The sequence below is a fragment of the Microbulbifer sp. ABF4_143 genome (assembly GCF_056160225.1).
Genome location: NZ_JBSWWT010000004.1, coordinates 37,198 through 54,432, shown reverse-complemented (window position 1 = coordinate 54,432; position 17,235 = coordinate 37,198). Strand labels below are relative to the sequence as shown.

The window sequence follows — 17,235 nt, the reverse complement described above, 5'->3', positions numbered from 1 at the left end:
TCTCCTCGTTCTATTCCAGCCCGCCGGACATGCCAAAACCGCGTTGGCGGCTGAGTGCATTCCAGTCCTCCTCAGTTGCGTCATCCAGACTGATTTTCTGACCATTTATGCTGGCTTCGTCAACGCTGATTAGGAAGTCTTGGAGGGGCACCTCTTCCTGTGGTTTCTGGTAGAAAATGTCGACGCCGCGATCGTACATGCTTTCCAGATTGGCCAGCGCTCGCCATGCAGCTTTCACAGCGGCGAGGCAGCCGTCCGGGTCACGATGGGTTTCATCGATCGCCATGTCGGTGAGGTGGCGCAGCAGTGCGTCCGGGTGGTCGGTGGATTTCTCCTTGGCCCAGTGCATGGGCTGGCCGGGGTTGTGCTGGTCGTTACCGATACGGCTCAACTCGGCAACGGCGGCGCAGGCGTGCGGGAAGTAATTGATCAACCCGCTGAATATGGGCATACCCTTACGGGTCTTCGGATCAGTGGGTAAGCTCACTCTCAGCTTCCTCCTCCCGGCGCTCAGCATCGGCATCCAGAACCAGCAGAGTAAACAGCAGCTCGACCTTCTTCAGACGTAGAAGCTCGGCTTCCGGGACAATCATATAGGTGTTCATAGGAGCCTCCTCTCTCAGTTCCATTTGGCACGCTTGCGGCGGCCTTTCTGCGATAGGCGGTTGCACTTCTGAACCTTCCCCGGGACGTACATCGGCGGCGGGGGCGGTGGGGCAGGTTGGGCAGCCGCCGCTGCCAGTGAGGCAGCAACGATCAGGCCCAGAAGCCAGCGCTTCGGGCTAAACATTTTTCTCTCCTCGGTTAATACTCGGCGTCTTCCTCCGGCTTGAAGCCGGAATCGCCGTCGTCTTTGGAAGGCAGCAGGCACTCGGACAATATGCCGGTGTCGCTGTCGTACTTGAGGCCAAACGTTAGGCCGGTCGACTGACCCGTGTAGCGGTCCTTGAGGATGCGGAAGGTGGTGATCTTACGGCGCTCCTCATCAGGGTCTTGCTGGTTCCGCTCCAGGCCGAACATGAAGTACGACCAGAAGCCAATGGCCCGCGCCCCTTTGAAGTGTCGGATCGTCACCCGCCCGCCTTCCTCGTGCGGTTTACCCTCGGGGGTCGTCAGGTGCGAGATGTAGTGGATGATGCAGCCCAGCTCTTTCGCGAGCATGGCCATCTCTTCCATGATCACTTCTAGGCTCTCGCGCTCGTTGGCCGGGTCGGCCAGGGCGGTGAGGTGATCCAGGTAGATCAGCTTGATGCCCAGCCCTCGGACCATGTAACGAATCTTCCCGGCCACCACATCCCAGTCGGTGCGGCCAAAGTTGTCATAGAACGTGACTTTGCCGCGCAGCTTCTGAAGCGACTCGCGCAGTTGCTCCGGCGTGTGGTCCGCATCAGGGACGTGGTAGCGTCGGCCATCAAGTTTGCCGGCGATCCGCTTTGCGGTCTCGACGCAGGGCTGCTCCAGATAGATCACGCCGACGTGTTGCATCAGCTCCAGGATGTCGAACGCGATCTGCTGGGTGAACACATCAGTCTTGCCCACACCGGTACCAGCGCCGAAGCCGTACACCTCGCCGTCGCGGCGGCCGTAAGTGGCTTTGGTTAGGGACTCGAAGCACCAGGGCAGGCCCCACTCCACAGGCTTCTGGGCCAGTTCCATGATCTCGTCGATGGATACCAGCCCGTCTGGGCGGAACTCCTTGGCGCTCCACATGGCGTCGAGCAGCTCTTTGCCTTTGCCGGCGAGTAGACACTCATTCGCATCTTTCATCGGCAGCCGGGCGATAAACGCCTTGCCCGGGGAGAGCAGGGCGGCACATTCGCGTGCAGCCTTCTGGCCCGGCTCGTCCATGTCAAACATGAAGATGACCTTGTCGAACTTTTCGATCCATTCGATCTCTTGTCCGATGGTCTTTGCCGCGCCCTGCGCTCCGTTGGGTACGGAAACAACCGGCCACTTGTTGTTCTGCAGCTGGCTCAGCGAGAGGGCATCGATCTCGCCTTCAGTGATGCACAGCTGCTTGCCACCATCGCGCCACAGGTGTTGGCCGTACAGGCCCACCTTTTTTGTATCGCCAAGGAATAGGAAGTCCTTGTTGGCGAACCGCAACTTCTGCGCGCGTGCCTCGCCATTCTGGTACTGGGCGACATGCACGGTCTTGCCTTTGTATCTACCGATGGCGTAGCCAAAGTGGCGGCATGTTTCCTCATTGATGCCACGTTTCAGCAGCGGTCGGTATTCCAGCTCTGTGAGCATCTTTCCACCGCCACCTTTATCCTTGCCCGAAGACGAAGAAGGGGAGCTTTTCGCTCCCCTTTCGTCATAACCGCAGGCGAAGCAGTAAGCTCCGCCGTCGTCATATCTAGCGAGGTTATCGCCAGCTGTGTCACCGCCGTGCGCTCTGCACTCTGGGCACGGCTCCCTTCCGACTACGTTTCCCACGCTTGCCTCCGCGTATTACTTTCCAACCCGGTTTCGCCAGCCCCAGCCCGCGCTCGCAGGCTGAACTGACGGTGCGGACCAGTCCGGCCAGATGGCGGCGCTCACGCATTGCGGCGAGGCACGACACCGCGCCAGCTTCGCGGAACGCCAGCCCCATCACGGTGCATGGGTGCTGGTTCTCCATCCGGCGGATGAAATAGCGGAACTCGGATTCACGCATTGACGGCCTCCAGTCGGTAGCTCGCATAAGGGCGGCCAGTGCCGTCCTGCTTGCGGGTGGTGATGATGTTGTGGCCGAGATCGCGCAGCTCTTTCACGCGAGCGGCCAGTCGATAAACGCCATACAGACCGATGGCTTCGAGTGGGGTAATTGACTTGCCCTGTTTCAGATGGCGAAGTACGCGCTCATTCTGGTTCATGGCCTCTCTCCTCATAGGCTTGTTGGTTGTTTGAAGGGAGGTCACGGAATCGAACCGTGTTGGGGAGCTACCCCCGGCCACTCCAGGCCGCAGTTAGGGAATCGAACCCTACGCATCCAGCCCTCCCGCATCGGAAAGCCCACTGTCTGGGCCACGCATTGGTGGGCATCGGCCAGCCTCCCACCGCTAATCACAGTGGGCTTTCCGATGCCGCCTCCATTGACCGGGAGGCGGGACGGTTCAGGTTTCTGCGAGGGGTGCCGGTTATTCCTGATCGGGATTGGCCCACCATGCGCGCACATCAAAAGACGGGCACGCCTTGGCGACGCCGGGGAGATCGCGGTGGCCGAGCACTTCCGCATCGGGATGTTTTTCTTTCAGCTGCATTACCAGCCCGTGGAGGGCGGCTTTCTGTTCTGCAGTGAAGTTGTCTTCGGGAGTCTTGCCGTCGTCGGCGAGCCCGCCTGCGAGACAGATGCCGAGACTGATGTGGTTGTAGCCGCGTGCATGGGCGCCGGGGCGGTCGACAGGTCGACCCTCCTCAATGGTTCCGTCGCGGCGGATCACGAAGTGGTAGCCGATAGCCAGCCAACCACGCTTGCGGTGCCACGATTCAATGTCCCGCTTGCCGATGTCCTGGTCGGCTCTCGTGGCGGCGCAGTGGATCACGATATAATCCACGGAGCGCAACGTCTTCCAGCTCAAGGTTGATACTTCTCGATACTGATGTAGGTGTGAGGCTCTTCTCCTTCCACAGCGAATCGTTTAACGGCGGACACGGAAACGACTTGATCGTCGTCCCGCCAGTAGCCCGCTTTGGTTACAGCGTCGAAGATCGCTTTGAGGTAATTGTCAATGTCACCTCGAGGGTTGAGGCGTTTGGTTGTCTGGGGGCGATGGCAGACCAGCTCTACCTCTGCGTGGAGGTTGCCTGCGAGCGCGGACTCGGCCGGTGGTATCGCCTTCTCCACAGCGGCCATCCAGTTCTTATAGGTCTTGGTGTAGTAGGTGCCCCAGCGGGATACTCTGGGACGGGAGGCGGGAACCGGAGGCACGAATACAGAAAGGGCGACCCCTTTTTCGGAGATCGCCCTCGCGGTTGGTCGTGCAATTACCGGCTCAGAACTCTTCTTCGTCCTCGCCATCGTCGCCTTCCTCCGGCTCGAAGCCGTTGGCGGCACCGCTGGACTCGTTGGTGTAGCCGTCTTCAGCGCCGAAGCCCATGTCCTCGGCAGACTCGCCACCACCGGACACCAGCTTCAGAATCTGGACCCCCTTCACGCGCAGGCTCACGCCGCACTCCTTGCTGGACACCATGAAGTAGGGGAAAAGCTCGAGGTTGCACTTGCCTTCGGAGCCAGTCCAGATGCTGATCTCTTCCTCGATCGGGTTGGCGGCGGCGTCGAAGAGGCGCGGCTTCTGGGTCCACTCCTTCTTCTCGGTCTTGACGCGGGCCTTCAGCTTGAACTTGAAGATCAGGCGGCCGGTCTCGTTGCCCTCGTCGTCGACCTCCTCTTCGTAGAAGTCGGCCAGCTTCATCTTCTTGAGCTGGGCAGGCTTGATGTCGTCGGGGTTCTCATCGATGTACTGCTGGCGCACTTCCTCCAGGCGATTGATAAATGCCTGGGTCTCTTCGCTGTCAGCCGGTAGGGCGAACTTGGTGTGATACTCGCCGCCATCCTTCACGAACTTGGTGTCCGGCTCAACGAGGTGCGGATAAATGAAAACACCACGCGGAGTGGTGTAACGCGGGTAGGTTCTCTTAGCCATCAATGGCCTCCTGTTCAAACTGTTCGGTCAGTGCGTCCGGGTCAATGCCGGCGTTGTTCAGTGCGATCGCGGTGTCGGTCGCGATGCAGCCTTGGTCCGCCCACTCGATGCGGGCGACCTCAATGAGGTACTCGTTCACTTGAGCCTCCCTATTTCGTGCTTGGCGTACTCCTCGATCGCCTTCATCTGGGCGGCAAACGGGGAGTCGATGTCGTTGATCATCTGTTCGGAGGTCACGATCAGCTGGCGCATATCGAGGCCGGTGGCTTTGACGATGGCAGCCAGGGCCAGGGCGATGCCTCTGATCTGTACAGCGGGGTCGTCCTGCGTCCGGTCGAGAACACGGAACGCCGCACGACGCAGGCGCTCCGGGTCCGCACCGAAGGCAAGCCGATCGCGAAGGGCTTGCGTGTTGGTCATTGAGTTACCTCACAGTGGGCGTTAGGTTTCTGCGAGGGGTGCCGGTTAATCAGTTGACCGCCCGGGCGGACGCCTTCGCGACGCAACTGACTAGCGATCTGGCGGGCGGCGGCGATGTGCGGGGCAGCGATGCGGTAGCCGTTGATCAGGTAGTGATTCATATGAGTATCCTCTCGACAAGCGGACAATGAAGTCGGATTGTCAATCGTTCCGGTATGTCAACTAATTAGGCAAAGAAAAAGTCAGACAGAAGGACGGCGTCCAGGTCGAGCGACCCGGCCATCGGTGAAGCGGGAACCTCGCCGTGTTCCTCCTCGGGTAGAGCCTCCAGCATCTGCTCGCGGAATTCTGCGAGCCGGTCGACGGAGTACAGCTTGATGAACTCCTCGCGGATCGCAGTGTGAAGGTCATCCACGTCGCAGGCATGGGTGCCGAACGAGTCGTGAATCATGGCGAAGTGCTTGGTGATGCCTTCACGCACCAGACGGTTGACCACCATGCGTAGGTGGGTGGCATCCATGCTGTGAACATAGTTTGGCGCGATCGCAGACTGGTGCTTGCGCAGGTCTTGCTTGGTGGTGTCGACCCGCAGCTGAACACGCATACGCACGCCGCCAAACCACACGTCGAACTTCTTGCCATTGGTCTTCACATAGCGGTGCTGCACCGGGAAGCCATCAGGGGTGATCCAGTTCACCGGCTGGTCCTGCTCGACAACTTTCTTCACCGCAACTTTCAGCCAGTCCATAGCTGCAGCAGCACGCTTCACGGTCGCACGGATCGCGTCCTCAACGATCGGAGCCAGGTAGGAAGCAGCCTCGTAGTTCTCCCAGCCGGGGAGGTACTGGCCACCTTCAGCCTGCTTCTTCATCTCGTCCAGTATCTGGTCGCGCATCCCCCGGCTAGTTACTGAGTACGCGAATGTCATGCACGGACGCTTGACGATCTTGCGGATCACCTTGCCGCGCCAGCTTATAGCCAGCTGCTCCTTCCGCTGCAGCAGCATTTCTTCGACCCGCTCAGCGACAGCTGTGTAGATGTCGGCCGGCTTTTCAGCAGGAGTCAGATTCACCGCAGCTCCACCTTCGGCGTCCCTCAGCATTGCACTGAAGTGCTGAATGCCGGAGCAGCTGCCATCCATCGCAATCGGCAGGTGCGAGACGTAGTCGTTCCCCTCGATGCACCAGCCGGCGTACTCGAAACACGCTGCCAGGGCACACCAAGTGGATTTCTTGTCAGCGGTCAGCCAGAAACGGTCGCCGTCGAGCGGATTGAGCGCAGAGTCCAGCAGTTGCTCGCGGTGCTCCTGCACCCACTGCACGCGCTCGTCGAAGCTGCACTTGTCGACGCCAAAGCAGTTGGCGATGTGAACATGCAGCCAGTACGCGCCGTTCTCGCCCAGCGGTTTACCTTCGGCGAACTGAAGCAACGCTTTACCCAAGTCGTCAGCCTGGGGAGACAGCTCGGGGACGATGCTGTAAATGCGACCCCGGAAGTCGACGTTGTGCGGGAAGTAGATAGCCTCCTCGTCCACCAATTCGGATGCCATGCTGATCTTAGAGGTGATGGACAAGCGCTTGGAAATCAGCGCAGCGTTGCGTTCATGCACCTGAGCAGCTTCACGGCGCCACGCATCGAAACGCTCGCGCATTTCGGGAGGCATCTGGCTGCTGGGCAGGTCTTTCGGTATGTCGGCGGGGCGGTCGGGCACCGGCTCGCCGTCCTGCGGCGGCAGCCCAGCAATCGTGTCGCCGGCTTTCCAGCATTTCATCAGCACATCATAAACAGCGCGGTTGATACGCCAAGGAGTAGCCTGCACAGCATTCACTGCGCTGTAGACCTGCTCCATGTCGATCGAGAAAACATCGTCACGCATCTCCGCAGAGATACCGCCGATGAAATCCACACGGCATTCGCGGGTCAGGTATCCGCCGGAGATCGGGGAGGTCCACGGGCGGGGCGGATGAATCATCGGCGTGAAGCGTGGCTCAAGCAGCTCGCAGCGCTCGTGCATCCGCTGCAGCCACTCAGAGGTCTGCTGAGTGGGGTGTAGGCGGTAGCAGGTCCGGTTGTGGCCTTCACGCACCATCACCTGACGAGCGAGCCCGGTTGACTCAATGAACAGCTCGATCAACTTCATGCCCAGCGCCAACTTGTCGTGATCGCTCCAGTCGAGGCCCTTCACGTCAGCGACCTGAACACCCAGACGCATGATGGCGCGGCGGTGATGTTCGGTGGACCACTTGCGGGCTTTACGCTCCATTGCATTCGCGAGGTTGCGTTCAGTTGCCCGCAGCTCATCGAACATATACTGCTCTTCGATCAGCTTGGCGATGGTCATCGCAATGCGCGGTACACGGCCGGTGGATGCGGCACCGTCGATGCACGCACGCGCAGCAATGTATGCGGCAGGCTCCGGCTGGATGGCCTGGAGGTAGCGAGCGGAGCGTGCAGGACGACCACGGCCAGCCTTTCCAGACTCCACCTTTTCGACCATCTCTTTGATGGCGTTAGCCAGTGGCTCAACTGCGCGCTTGAGCAACACACGGCCCGGGGTCATGTCGGTCGCGTTCTTAACGTCGACTGCTTTCCGGTAACGCTCGATGCCGTAGGTGACTTGGTTTGCTTCGCGCTCGCACTGACGCTGATACAGGGTCTCAGATTTCATTTGAGTTCCTCTTCGCGGTAACTAACAGGTGAACTTTCAGTTGAACTTTCAGTGGGTGTTTCAGGCTTTCAGGGAGAGGTGCCGGTTATTCCCCGGGGGTGGTTTTTCCGGGCGCGAGGAAGCCCTCAGAAAGCCTGACGACTCGGGAAGTGTGACAAGGTGGGACTATTTAGGATGAAAAACGCCGACACATGGCCGGCGTAAGTCATTGATTTTTAAGGGGTTCTATCGGATTTTGAATCCCCTGTGTCTACCAATTTCACCACTCTGGCAGCGGCTCGGGGCACTGCGGTTCGGGGCCCCGGCGAGGGGGTCGATTATAGCGATGGCCGGATGGCGGTCAACCGGATTTGGCGGCGGCGCGGCTTTCCGTTACTCTTCGCGCCCGATTGTTGACCACCTAGACTGAAGCCATGCGCCGCCAGGATTTCTACTTCGATCTGCCCGATGAACTGATCGCCCGCGCGCCGGCGAAAGAGCGCCGCGGCAGCCGCCTGCTGTGCCTCGACGGCCCCAGCGGTGCCCTCGAGCACCGCCGCTTCGCCGAGCTGGCCGATCTGGTGGACGCCGGCGACCTGCTGGTGTTCAACGACACCCGGGTGATTCCGGCGCGGCTGTTCGGGCGCAAGGCCAGCGGCGGCAAGCTGGAGATTCTGATCGAACGGGTGCTGGACGAGCGCCGCGCGCTGGCTCATATCCGCGCCAGCAAGTCCCCGAAGCCGGGCACCGAGATACTGCTTGAGGACGACACGGTTCTCGAGATGAGCGCGCGCCACGAGGCGCTGTTCGAACTGCGGTTTCCGGAGGAGGGCGCGCTGGCGGTGCTGGAGCGCCTCGGCCATATGCCGCTGCCGCCCTATATCGATAGGCCCGACGACGAGGAGGACCGGGAGCGCTACCAGACGGTCTACAGCCGCGAGGCCGGCGCCGTGGCGGCGCCGACGGCGGGACTGCACTTCGACGAGGAGATGCTGGATACGCTGCGCCGCAAGGGGGTGGAGACCGCCTTCGTGACCCTGCATGTGGGCGCCGGGACCTTCCAGCCGGTGCGGGTGGACAATGTCTTCGAGCACAAGATGCACAGCGAGGTGATGAATGTGCCCGAATCCGTGTGCCGGGCGGTGGCGGACTGCCGCGCCCGCGGCGGCCGGGTGATCGCCGTCGGAACCACCAGCGTGCGGGCACTGGAAAGCGCGGCGGCCGGCGGCGAGTTGCAGCCGGCGGTCGGAGAGACGGACATCTTTATCTACCCGGGCTATAAGTTCCACGTCGTGGACCGGTTGATCACCAACTTCCACCTGCCGGAGTCGACGCTGCTGATGCTGGTCAGCGCTTTCGCCGGCTACGAGCAGACGATGAACGCCTACCGTGAGGCGGTGAAAGAGAGGTACCGCTTTTTCAGTTACGGGGATGCGATGCTGATCAGCCGCAATCCCGATGTTAGCGGCTGGTGAATTTGTAGGGGCGAACCTTGTGTTCGTCCAACCCCGCCGGTTTCGCAGAAGATTCAGGAGTTTCCATTGAGCCGCCAGTGCTTTATGCAGTTTGAGTTGGATACCACCGACGGCAAAGCCCGCCGCGGGCGTCTGCGCTTTCCCCGCGGCGTGGTGGAGACGCCGGCGTTTATGCCGGTGGGCACCTACGGCACCGTCAAGGGCATGCTGCCGCGGGATATCGAGGCGATCGGGGCGCAGATCATCCTCGGCAACACCTTCCACCTGATGCTGCGCCCGGGCACCGAGGTGATAGAGGCGCACGGCGACCTGCACGACTTTATGCAGTGGTCCGGGCCGATTTTGACGGATTCCGGCGGCTTCCAGGTGTTCAGTCTGGGCAAGATGCGCAAGATCACCGAGGAGGGGGTCTCCTTCAAGTCGCCGGTGGACGGCAGTCCGGTGTTTATGGATCCGGAGGCGTCGATGCGCGTACAGCGGGCGCTGGGCTCGGATATCGTCATGATCTTCGACGAGTGCACCCCCTATCCGGCCACGCCCACCGAGGCGCGGGTGTCGATGGAGCTGTCCCTGCGCTGGGCGGAACGCTCCAAGAAAGCCCACGGCGACAGTCCGGCGGCGCTGTTCGGCATAGTGCAGGGGGGGATGTACCCGGAACTGCGCGATATCTCCCTGCGCGGCCTGACCGAGATCGGCTTCGACGGCTACGCCATCGGCGGCCTGTCCGTAGGCGAGCCAAAGGAGGAGATGATCAAGGTGCTGGACCACCTGGCACACAAGATGCCGGCGGACAGACCCCGCTACCTGATGGGGGTGGGCAAGCCGGAGGATATTGTCGAGGCGGTGCGCCGCGGCGTGGATATGTTCGACTGCGTGATGCCGACCCGCAACGCGCGCAACGGCCACCTGTTCACCGCCGGGGGGGTGGTCAAGATCCGCAATGCCAAACACCGCCACGACACCGGGCCTTTGGAAGAGGGTTGCGACTGTTATACCTGCGAGAATTTCTCCCGCGCCTATCTGCACCACCTGGACCGCTGCGGCGAGATACTCGGCGCCCAGCTGAACACCATCCACAACCTGCGCCACTACCAGCGGCTGATGCAGGGGCTGCGGGATGCGATCGCCGCCGGCGAACTGGAGTCCTTCGTGGCCGATTTCTACCGCCGCCTCGGGCGCGAAGTGCCGCCGCTGGGCGGGTAGGGGGCAAGGGCGCCGCGAATACCTGGAGCGGCTGGAGCCAACCCTGTGCCCGCAAGCCGAGCCGGGGCTCGGCGCTCCCGGCGGTTTGTACCCCAACCCTATCCCCGTATAATCGGCCCCCACTCGGGGGTTCGAACGCCTTGCAATCCGAAGGTGGCGCCCGCATATCCGACCACATTGCCAAGATTTACCGGCCCCAAAGGCCGCATTAGAACAATGAGAGCAGCATGAATCGCTACCCCTTCTGGAAGTATCTCCTGATTCTCGCGGTTGTGGCCCTCGGCCTGATCTACGCCGCGCCCAACCTCTACAAGCCGGATCCCGCCGTGCAGATTTCCGGCCAGTCCAGTGCCATGAGCGTTGGGGAAAGTGTGCTGGAGCGGGCGCAGAAGGCGCTGGATGAGGCCGGCATCGAGTACTTCGGCGGCGAAGTGGGCGACAAGTCCATACTGCTGCGTCTCAACGCCATCGAGGATCAGCTGCCCGCCAAGCGCGCGATTCAGGAGGCGCTCGGCCACAGCGACTATGTGGTGGCCCTGAACCTGGCCTCCACCACGCCGGAGTGGCTCAGCAATCTGGGCGCCAGCCCGATGAAACTGGGCCTGGATCTGGCCGGCGGCGTGCACTTCCTGATGGAAGTGGACACCAACACCATCGTCAAGACGAACATGGAGGGCTACGCGCAGGATGTGAAGGCCAAGCTGCGCGCGGCCAAGGCCCGCTACCGCAGCGTGGACCTGGTGGACGACCGCGAAATCGTCGCCCGCTTCCGCAGCGAGGATCTGCGCCGGCTGGCCGTTTCCACGCTGCGCAAGGAATTTCCGCAGTTGCAGCTGACCGAAGGCGGCAGCGGCGACAATCTCGAGGTACGCGCGACCCTGTCCGAGCAGGAGATCAAGCAGCTGGAGGACTACGCGGTTACCCAGAACCTGACCACGTTGCGCAACCGCGTCAACGAGCTGGGCGTGGCCGAGCCGATAGTGCAGCGCCAGGGGCGCAACCGCATCGTCGTGGAGCTTCCCGGTGTGCAGGACACCGCCGAGGCCAAGCGCATCATCGGCAAGACCGCGAACCTCGAATACCGCATGGAGGCGCGCCCGGACACCCTGGTGACCAACAAGGAGTACTTCGAGTACCGCAACGAGCAGCAGCGCCAGATGTACGGTGGCGCCTGGCTGGAGCGCAAGGTCATCATCAAGGGCGACCGGGTCACCGACGCCCGCGTCGGCTACGACGAGAGCGGCTTCCCGCAGGTGAATATCACCCTGGATTCCCGCGGCGGCGAACTGATGCACCGCGCCACCTGGAAAAACGTCGGCCGCCGCATGGGCACCCTGTTTATCGAGAGCCGCTTCGTGCCGGAAACCCAGGTGGACGAGCAGGGCAACGAGATCGTTGTGCAGAAGCGCACCGACGACAAGAAGATTATCAGTCTGGCCACGGTGCAGAGCGCGCTCGGCCGCCAGTTCCGCATCACCGGCCTGGACAGTCCGGCGGAGGCCCAGGAACTGGCGCTGCTGCTGCGCGCCGGCGCGCTGGCTGCGCCGATGTATTTCGTCGAGGAGCGGGTCATAGGCCCGTCCCTGGGGGCGGACAATATCCAGGTGGGCGTCAAGTCGGTGCAGATCGGTTTGATCGCCGTGCTGATCTGTATGCTGCTGTTTTACCGCGTGTTCGGCCTGGCCGCGAATATCGCGCTGGCGGTGAACCTGGTGCTGCTGGTGGCGGTGATGTCGATTCTCGGCGCCACTCTGACGCTGCCCGGTATCGCCGGTATCGTGTTGACCGTGGGTATGGCGGTGGACGCCAATGTGTTGATCTTCTCGCGCATACGGGAGGAGCTCAGGAACGGCATGCCGCCGCAGTCGGCTATCAGTGCCGGCTTCGACAACGCCTACAGCACCATCGTCGATGCCAACATCACCACGCTGATCGTCGCGGTGATCCTGTACGCGATCGGCTCGGGCCCGGTGCAGGGCTTCGCCGTGACGCTGTCGATCGGCATTCTGACGTCCATGTTCAGCGCCATCATGGGCACCCGCGCGCTGATTAACCTGTTCTACGGCGGTCGCCGTGTACAAAAACTCTGGATTTAAGGGGTTGGCAATGAGCGAGACCAAAGTAGAAAACGGCAAGATCACCGAATACATGGGCAAGCGCGTGTACGACTTCATGCGCTGGCGCAAACTGGCCGCGGCTGTGTCCATCGCACTGGTGGTGGCATCCATCGCCGCGCTGGTAATGAACGGCCTCAAGTTCGGCCTCGACTTTACCGGCGGCACCCAGATCGAAGTGGGTTACGAGCAGGCGCCGCGTATCGAAGACGTGCGCAGCCAGCTGGAAGCCGCCGGCTACGAGGGCGCGACGGTAGTGAACTTCGGTTCAGACCACGAGCTGCTGATCAAGCTGCCGCCGGCGGTTGCGGAGGCGCAGACCCAGATCAGCGCCCGCGACCAGAAGGCCACCCAGTCGATCGGAGACCAGGTGGTTGCGCTGCTGAGCCAGAACAGCAGTGGCGATGTGGATCTGCGCCGTGTGGAAGTGGTCGGCCCGCAGATCGGCGAGGAGCTGCGCGACGACGGCGGCCTCGGCATGCTGTTCGCGCTGGTGGTTGTGATGGCCTATGTGGCCCTGCGCTTCCAGTACAAATTCTCAATCGGCGCTGTGGCGGCTCTGGCCCACGATGTGATCATCGTGCTGGGTTTCTTCGCGCTGATGCAGCTGGATTTCGATCTGACGGTGCTGGCGGCGGTGTTGGCGGTGATCGGCTACTCGCTGAACGATACCATCGTGGTGGCGGACCGTATCCGCGAGAACTTCCGCAAGGTGCGCAAGGCGAGCTCCGAGGAGATCATCAATATCTCCATCAGTCAGACCCTGGGCCGTACTTTCATGACCTCATTCACGACCCTGCTGGTGCTCTGGGCGCTGCAGTTCTTCGGTGGCGAACTGATCCACAACTTCTCGCTGGCGTTGATCGTCGGCGTCGTCGTGGGTACCTATTCTTCCGTATACGTGGCTGCGAATGTGCTGATGGCGCTGGGCATTACCAAAGAAGACCTGATGCCGCCGGTGAAGGAGGGGGCGGAGCTCGAGGAGATGCCCTAGCCGGGCGCGCGGAGCTCCGGCTCCGCACGCTCACTCCCGCGTGCGGGGGGGATCCGCTAAGGCGGGGTAGCCCGGGATCACTGTAGGAGCGGCCCATGGCCGCGATTAATCTGCGCTACTGGCAGAGACCGATCGCGGCCATGGGCCGCTCCTACATTGGATATGGGGAAAATCAGGCGCGGGGCTTTTTGCCCAGCGTGATGTGCTTGGGCCCGGAGGTGTTGGTCTGCCCGCTTACACCCTTCGGTACCTGCTGAATTTCGCCGCCTTTGGCGAGAAAAGCCTGCACCTGTGCCTCGATGCTCTCGCGGGTTTCTACGGCGCTGGGCTGCTTGCGTTTGGTAGCGGTAGAAGCTTTTTTGGCCACAATAATTTCCGGTTTTGTACGTGAACCGGGCATTCTACAGCAATCTGCACAAAAAATCACCCGATCGTTTATTGGGGGCCTCGAGGCGGGCGCCGGGCGCAGGCCCGCCGCTACCGCGCATGCTTCGCCGCGCTCGCGCGCTTGCGCTCCGCACGCCGGTTGTTGTCGAGAAAGTATTGCCCCAGGTAGCGCGTATAGTTGATGCCGGCGGCGCTGATGTGACCCCCGCTTGCACCGTCGCCGCCGGACCAGGCGTGATCCACGCCGTGCAGCCACAGCATGGAAACGCGGCCGTCCCGCCACAGGATTTCCTCGGCGGTGCGGCCGCCCTCGGCGATGGTGTTGCTGCCGGGCAGTCGCTCGACGCCGTAGACACGGGCCATGCCTTCCGCGTTCTGCGCGTTGTAGCACTGGTTGACCGCTGTGTCCGCGTCGCCGTGGGCGATGGACGCAATCTGGGTTTCGAAGTGGCTGGCGTAGTCGCCGGCGTAGCCGTTGCAGCGCGCCTGCACATCGGCCTGTTCGCAGGGGCCGAGGGCACCGTGGGCGCTGGTGCCGATACTGGGCCCGGCGCTGACCCCCACACCGGCGAACACGTCCGGGGCCAGACAGGCGGCGGTGTTGGCAAAGCTGGCGCCGGAGGAGAGGCCGGCGATATACACCTGGTCCGGGTCTATGTCGCGGGCGCCGTCACCGGACATGGCCCGGGCCAGCGCTATCAGGTTCTTGTAGTCGCCGGATGAGCGCGACCTGCTGCCGGTCCAGTAGGACCAGCAGCCGTAGCCGGCCTTGTGCATCGCTTCCGGCAGGGCCACCACCATGCCGAACGCGTCGGCAGCGTCCTCGAGGTTGGCATTCAGGTAGTTGTCGATCGGCTGTACGCAGCCGTGCAGCAGTATCAGCAGCGCCCTGCCGTGGCCGATCGGTGAGCGGCTTTCGGGGGTGTAGATATGCACCTTGTCGAAGCCGCCGATAGCGACATTTTTCTGCCAGCTGCCGGCGTGGCCGGTTGCCGCCGCGCACAGCGCGGCCGCGGCGACCAGCAGGCGGCGGAGAAGCCCGCGTCCGGTTTTTGGGGTCGTCATTGCATACACCGTTGTTTTTATTGGCGGACCCGACAGCCTAGGAGGTGGTGATTGCGCTGGGAATGCGACCTTGGTTGTAGCCGGTGCCGCGGCTTGCGCGGCCGGCGTCACTCAGGTCTGCGCCGGGGAGTCGGGCGCTTCCGGCAGTGGCCAGCCCCCCAGGTCCTTCCACTTGTTGACGATGCCGCAGAAGAGCTCTGCGGTTTTCTCCGCATCGTATTCGGCGGAGTGGGCACTGCTGTTGTCGAACGGGATGCCGGCCACCTGGCAGGCCTTGGCCAGTACCGTCTGCCCGTAGGCCAGCCCTGCGAGGCTGGCGGTGTCGAAGCAGGAGAAGGGGTGGAAGGGGTTGCGCTTGATGCCGCAGCGCTCCACCGCGGCGTTGATAAAGCCGAGGTCGAAGTGGGCGTTGTGGGCTACCACTATGGCGCGGGTGCAGCTGTGTTTTTTTACCGCGGTGCGGATCTTGCGGAACAGCTCCGGTAGGGCGATTTCCTCGGGCAGCGCGTCGCGCTCCGGCGATTCCAGATCGATGCCGATAAAGTCCAGCGCCGATTGCTCCACATTGGCGCCCTCGAAGGGCTCCAGGTGGAAACTGTGGGTCTCCTGCGGGAACAGCCTGCCCTCGTCATCCATATCCAGGATGACCGCGGAGATCTCCAGCAGTGCGTCGGTGCGCGCGTTGAAGCCGCCGCTCTCCAGGTCCACGACCACGGGCAGAAAACCGCGGAATCGCTGGGCGAGGGGGCTTTTCGGTCCTGTGGGTTCTTCCGCGGGGGTCACTCTTTTTCCTTCTTTAGTCGTGTCTCAGGTGCGAAGGCGCCGATGCCGGGGGCTTTTCGCGGGACACGCTGTGAATACATGCCTGTACGCTCGGCGTCGGCATTTATGCCTCCGGCGGTCCCGCAAAAAGCCCCCGGGGCCAGGGCCTCCGCGTCGAATTTTTCTATTCTATTCCGCGTCTTGGTTAAGCCAGCTTCCAGTTCAGTGTCTCCCCGGCGGCCAGCGGGATCAGCGGCTCGCCGCCCATATCCAGGCGCTCCGGCAGCGCCCAGGGCTGCTTCACCAGGGTGATGCTGCCCTCGTTGCGCGGCAGGCCGTAGAAGTCGGGGCCGAACTCGCTGGCGAAGCCCTCGAGCTTGTCCAGCTTGCCGGCGCGGTCGAAGGCCTCGGCGTAGAGCTCTATCGCGGCGAAGGCGGTGTAGCAGCCGGCGCAGCCGCAGGCGGTCTCCTTCCGGCCCTGGCTGTGGGGGGCCGAGTCGGTGCCGAGGAAGAACTTCGGGTTGCCGCTGGTGGCGGCCTCGATCAGCGCGGACTGGTGGTAGCCGCGCTTCAGGATCGGCAGGCAGTAGTAGTGCGGGCGTATACCGCCCACCAGCATATGGTTGCGGTTGTACAGCAGGTGGTGCGCGGTGATGGTGGCGCCGACGCCGTCGCGGGCATTCTGCACGAACTCGGCCGCGTGGGCGGTGGTGATGTGCTCGAGCACTATCTTCAGGGTCGGGAAGTCCTCCACCAGGTGCGACAGGGTCTTCTCGATAAACACCTGCTCGCGGTCAAAGATATCGATGTCCGGCGCAGTCACCTCGCCGTGCAGCAGCAGTTTCATGCCGCAGTCCTGCATGGCCTCCAGCGCCGGGTAGATATTGGCGATATCGGTGACGCCGGAATCCGAGTTGGTGGTGGCGCCGGCCGGGTAGAGCTTGGCGGCGATGGCGCCGGCCGCGTGGGCCTGGCGGATGACCTCGGCGTTGGTTCTGTCGGTGAGGTAGATCACCATCAGCGGCTCGAAGGGGTTGCCGGCGGGGATCCGGGCGCGGATGCGCGCGCGGTAGGCGTCGAGGCCGGCGGCGTCGACGACCGGCGGCACCAGGTTGGGCATGACGATGGCGCGGCGGAACTGGCGCGCTGCGTCGCCGACGGTGCGCTCGAGGGCGGCGCCGTCGCGCAGGTGGATGTGCCAGTCGTCGGGGGCGCGAAGAGTGATTTGCTCCGTCATCGGTGTTGGTCTGTGGCCGGTGGCTAGTGGTGGCGCGCATGCTACCGGAAGCGCGCTGAAAATGCGATGCGCCAGCTGTATACAAAGTGATCAGGATGGCTGAAAACTGCTTGCCGCTAGTCCTGCGCGCCCCGAGGCGCTACAATCGCGCCCCGAATAAGGCGGCGCAGCTGCCGATCCTGGGCACATCTCCAAGAATAATCCTCCCAGACCGACACTGAATCCCCGCACCGCGGCGTATCGCGCCGCGGTGCCTTTGCAGTGGTGGAGTACCCCGGGCAGCAATTAAGGGAAGCGAGTATG

19 protein-coding genes are annotated in these 17,235 nt (G+C 62.6%); 4 read left to right on the top strand and 15 right to left on the bottom strand.

The features are described from left to right. Positions 1-10: 10 nt before the first annotated feature. The 11 genes from ACXAF3_RS04320 to ACXAF3_RS04270 all read right to left on the bottom strand — a co-directional run bounded on the left by ACXAF3_RS04320 (position 11) and on the right by ACXAF3_RS04270 (position 7,716). Positions 11-487: a dATP/dGTP diphosphohydrolase domain-containing protein gene (locus ACXAF3_RS04320; RefSeq protein ID WP_475111059.1), complete on the bottom strand. Its 477-nt coding sequence runs from the start codon at positions 485-487 to the stop codon at positions 11-13. Further along, positions 471-605 carry a hypothetical protein gene (locus tag ACXAF3_RS04315; protein WP_475111058.1) on the bottom strand — a complete coding sequence of 45 codons (135 nt, stop codon included), beginning with the start codon at positions 603-605 and terminating at the stop codon, positions 471-473. Before ACXAF3_RS04315 ends, ACXAF3_RS04320 begins: the two co-directional genes overlap by 17 nt. A gap of 199 nt (positions 606-804) precedes the next feature. Further along, positions 805-2,253 carry a toprim domain-containing protein gene (locus ACXAF3_RS04310; protein ID WP_475111057.1) on the bottom strand — a complete coding sequence of 483 codons (1,449 nt, stop codon included), beginning with the start codon at positions 2,251-2,253 and terminating at the stop codon, positions 805-807. A 398-nt stretch (positions 2,254-2,651) separates the two neighbouring features. Continuing rightward, on the bottom strand, positions 2,652-2,858 hold the full coding sequence (locus tag ACXAF3_RS04305) for a helix-turn-helix domain-containing protein (protein WP_475111056.1): 207 nt from the start codon (positions 2,856-2,858) through the stop codon (positions 2,652-2,654). 264 nt (positions 2,859-3,122) lie between these two features. After that, positions 3,123-3,563, bottom strand: coding sequence for an N-acetylmuramoyl-L-alanine amidase (locus ACXAF3_RS04300; protein ID WP_475111055.1), 441 nt, complete (start codon positions 3,561-3,563; stop codon positions 3,123-3,125). Beyond that, a complete protein-coding gene (locus tag ACXAF3_RS04295; RefSeq protein WP_475111054.1) occupies positions 3,560-4,003 on the bottom strand; it encodes a RusA family crossover junction endodeoxyribonuclease in 444 nt (147 codons plus the stop codon). Before ACXAF3_RS04295 ends, ACXAF3_RS04300 begins: the two co-directional genes overlap by 4 nt. After that, positions 3,978-4,628 (bottom strand): hypothetical protein, encoded by a 651-nt coding sequence (locus ACXAF3_RS04290; protein WP_475111053.1) that lies wholly within the window; start codon positions 4,626-4,628, stop codon positions 3,978-3,980. The genes ACXAF3_RS04295 and ACXAF3_RS04290 overlap by 26 nt, the downstream gene beginning before the upstream one ends. Next, complete coding sequence (locus tag ACXAF3_RS04285; RefSeq protein ID WP_475111052.1) at positions 4,621-4,767, bottom strand: hypothetical protein; 147 nt, start codon at positions 4,765-4,767, stop codon at positions 4,621-4,623. The genes ACXAF3_RS04290 and ACXAF3_RS04285 overlap by 8 nt, the downstream gene beginning before the upstream one ends. After that, on the bottom strand, positions 4,764-5,048 hold the full coding sequence (locus tag ACXAF3_RS04280; protein WP_475111051.1) for a hypothetical protein: 285 nt from the start codon (positions 5,046-5,048) through the stop codon (positions 4,764-4,766). The genes ACXAF3_RS04285 and ACXAF3_RS04280 overlap by 4 nt, the downstream gene beginning before the upstream one ends. Next, the gene (locus tag ACXAF3_RS04275; protein ID WP_475111050.1) at positions 5,045-5,209 is read right to left on the bottom strand and encodes a hypothetical protein; all 165 of its coding nucleotides are present in this window, start codon (positions 5,207-5,209) and stop codon (positions 5,045-5,047) included. The genes ACXAF3_RS04280 and ACXAF3_RS04275 overlap by 4 nt, the downstream gene beginning before the upstream one ends. Positions 5,210-5,274: 65 nt before the next feature. After that, entirely contained in the window at positions 5,275-7,716 is a 2,442-nt protein-coding gene (locus ACXAF3_RS04270) for a DNA-directed RNA polymerase (protein WP_475111049.1), read from the bottom strand. A gap of 413 nt (positions 7,717-8,129) precedes the next feature. Here ACXAF3_RS04270 and queA point away from each other — a divergent pair, with 413 nt between their 5' ends. The 4 genes from queA (at position 8,130) to secF (ending at position 13,481) form a co-directional block, all read left to right on the top strand. Next, a complete protein-coding gene (queA, locus tag ACXAF3_RS04265) occupies positions 8,130-9,170 on the top strand; it encodes a tRNA preQ1(34) S-adenosylmethionine ribosyltransferase-isomerase QueA (RefSeq protein ID WP_475111048.1) in 1,041 nt (346 codons plus the stop codon). A gap of 84 nt (positions 9,171-9,254) precedes the next feature. Beyond that, entirely contained in the window at positions 9,255-10,373 is a 1,119-nt protein-coding gene (gene tgt, locus ACXAF3_RS04260; RefSeq protein WP_475111199.1) for a tRNA guanosine(34) transglycosylase Tgt, read from the top strand. Between the two features lie 227 nt (positions 10,374-10,600). Then, complete coding sequence (gene secD / locus ACXAF3_RS04255; protein WP_475111047.1) at positions 10,601-12,469, top strand: protein translocase subunit SecD; 1,869 nt, start codon at positions 10,601-10,603, stop codon at positions 12,467-12,469. Between the two features lie 10 nt (positions 12,470-12,479). Continuing rightward, positions 12,480-13,481, top strand: a complete 1,002-nt coding sequence (secF, locus tag ACXAF3_RS04250) for a protein translocase subunit SecF (RefSeq protein WP_475111046.1) — start codon at positions 12,480-12,482, stop codon at positions 13,479-13,481. A gap of 172 nt (positions 13,482-13,653) precedes the next feature. On the opposite strand, the gene ACXAF3_RS04245 is transcribed toward secF, so the two are convergent. The 4 genes from ACXAF3_RS04245 to pyrC form a co-directional block, all read right to left on the bottom strand. Next, on the bottom strand, positions 13,654-13,848 hold the full coding sequence (locus tag ACXAF3_RS04245; protein WP_475111045.1) for a hypothetical protein: 195 nt from the start codon (positions 13,846-13,848) through the stop codon (positions 13,654-13,656). 110 nt (positions 13,849-13,958) lie between these two features. Then, complete coding sequence (locus ACXAF3_RS04240) at positions 13,959-14,933, bottom strand: extracellular catalytic domain type 1 short-chain-length polyhydroxyalkanoate depolymerase (protein WP_475111044.1); 975 nt, start codon at positions 14,931-14,933, stop codon at positions 13,959-13,961. A gap of 111 nt (positions 14,934-15,044) precedes the next feature. Then, complete coding sequence (gene rnt / locus ACXAF3_RS04235) at positions 15,045-15,716, bottom strand: ribonuclease T (protein ID WP_475111043.1); 672 nt, start codon at positions 15,714-15,716, stop codon at positions 15,045-15,047. A gap of 184 nt (positions 15,717-15,900) precedes the next feature. Then, positions 15,901-16,932, bottom strand: a complete 1,032-nt coding sequence (gene pyrC / locus ACXAF3_RS04230) for a dihydroorotase (protein WP_475111042.1) — start codon at positions 16,930-16,932, stop codon at positions 15,901-15,903. Positions 16,933-17,235: the final 303 nt, after the last annotated feature.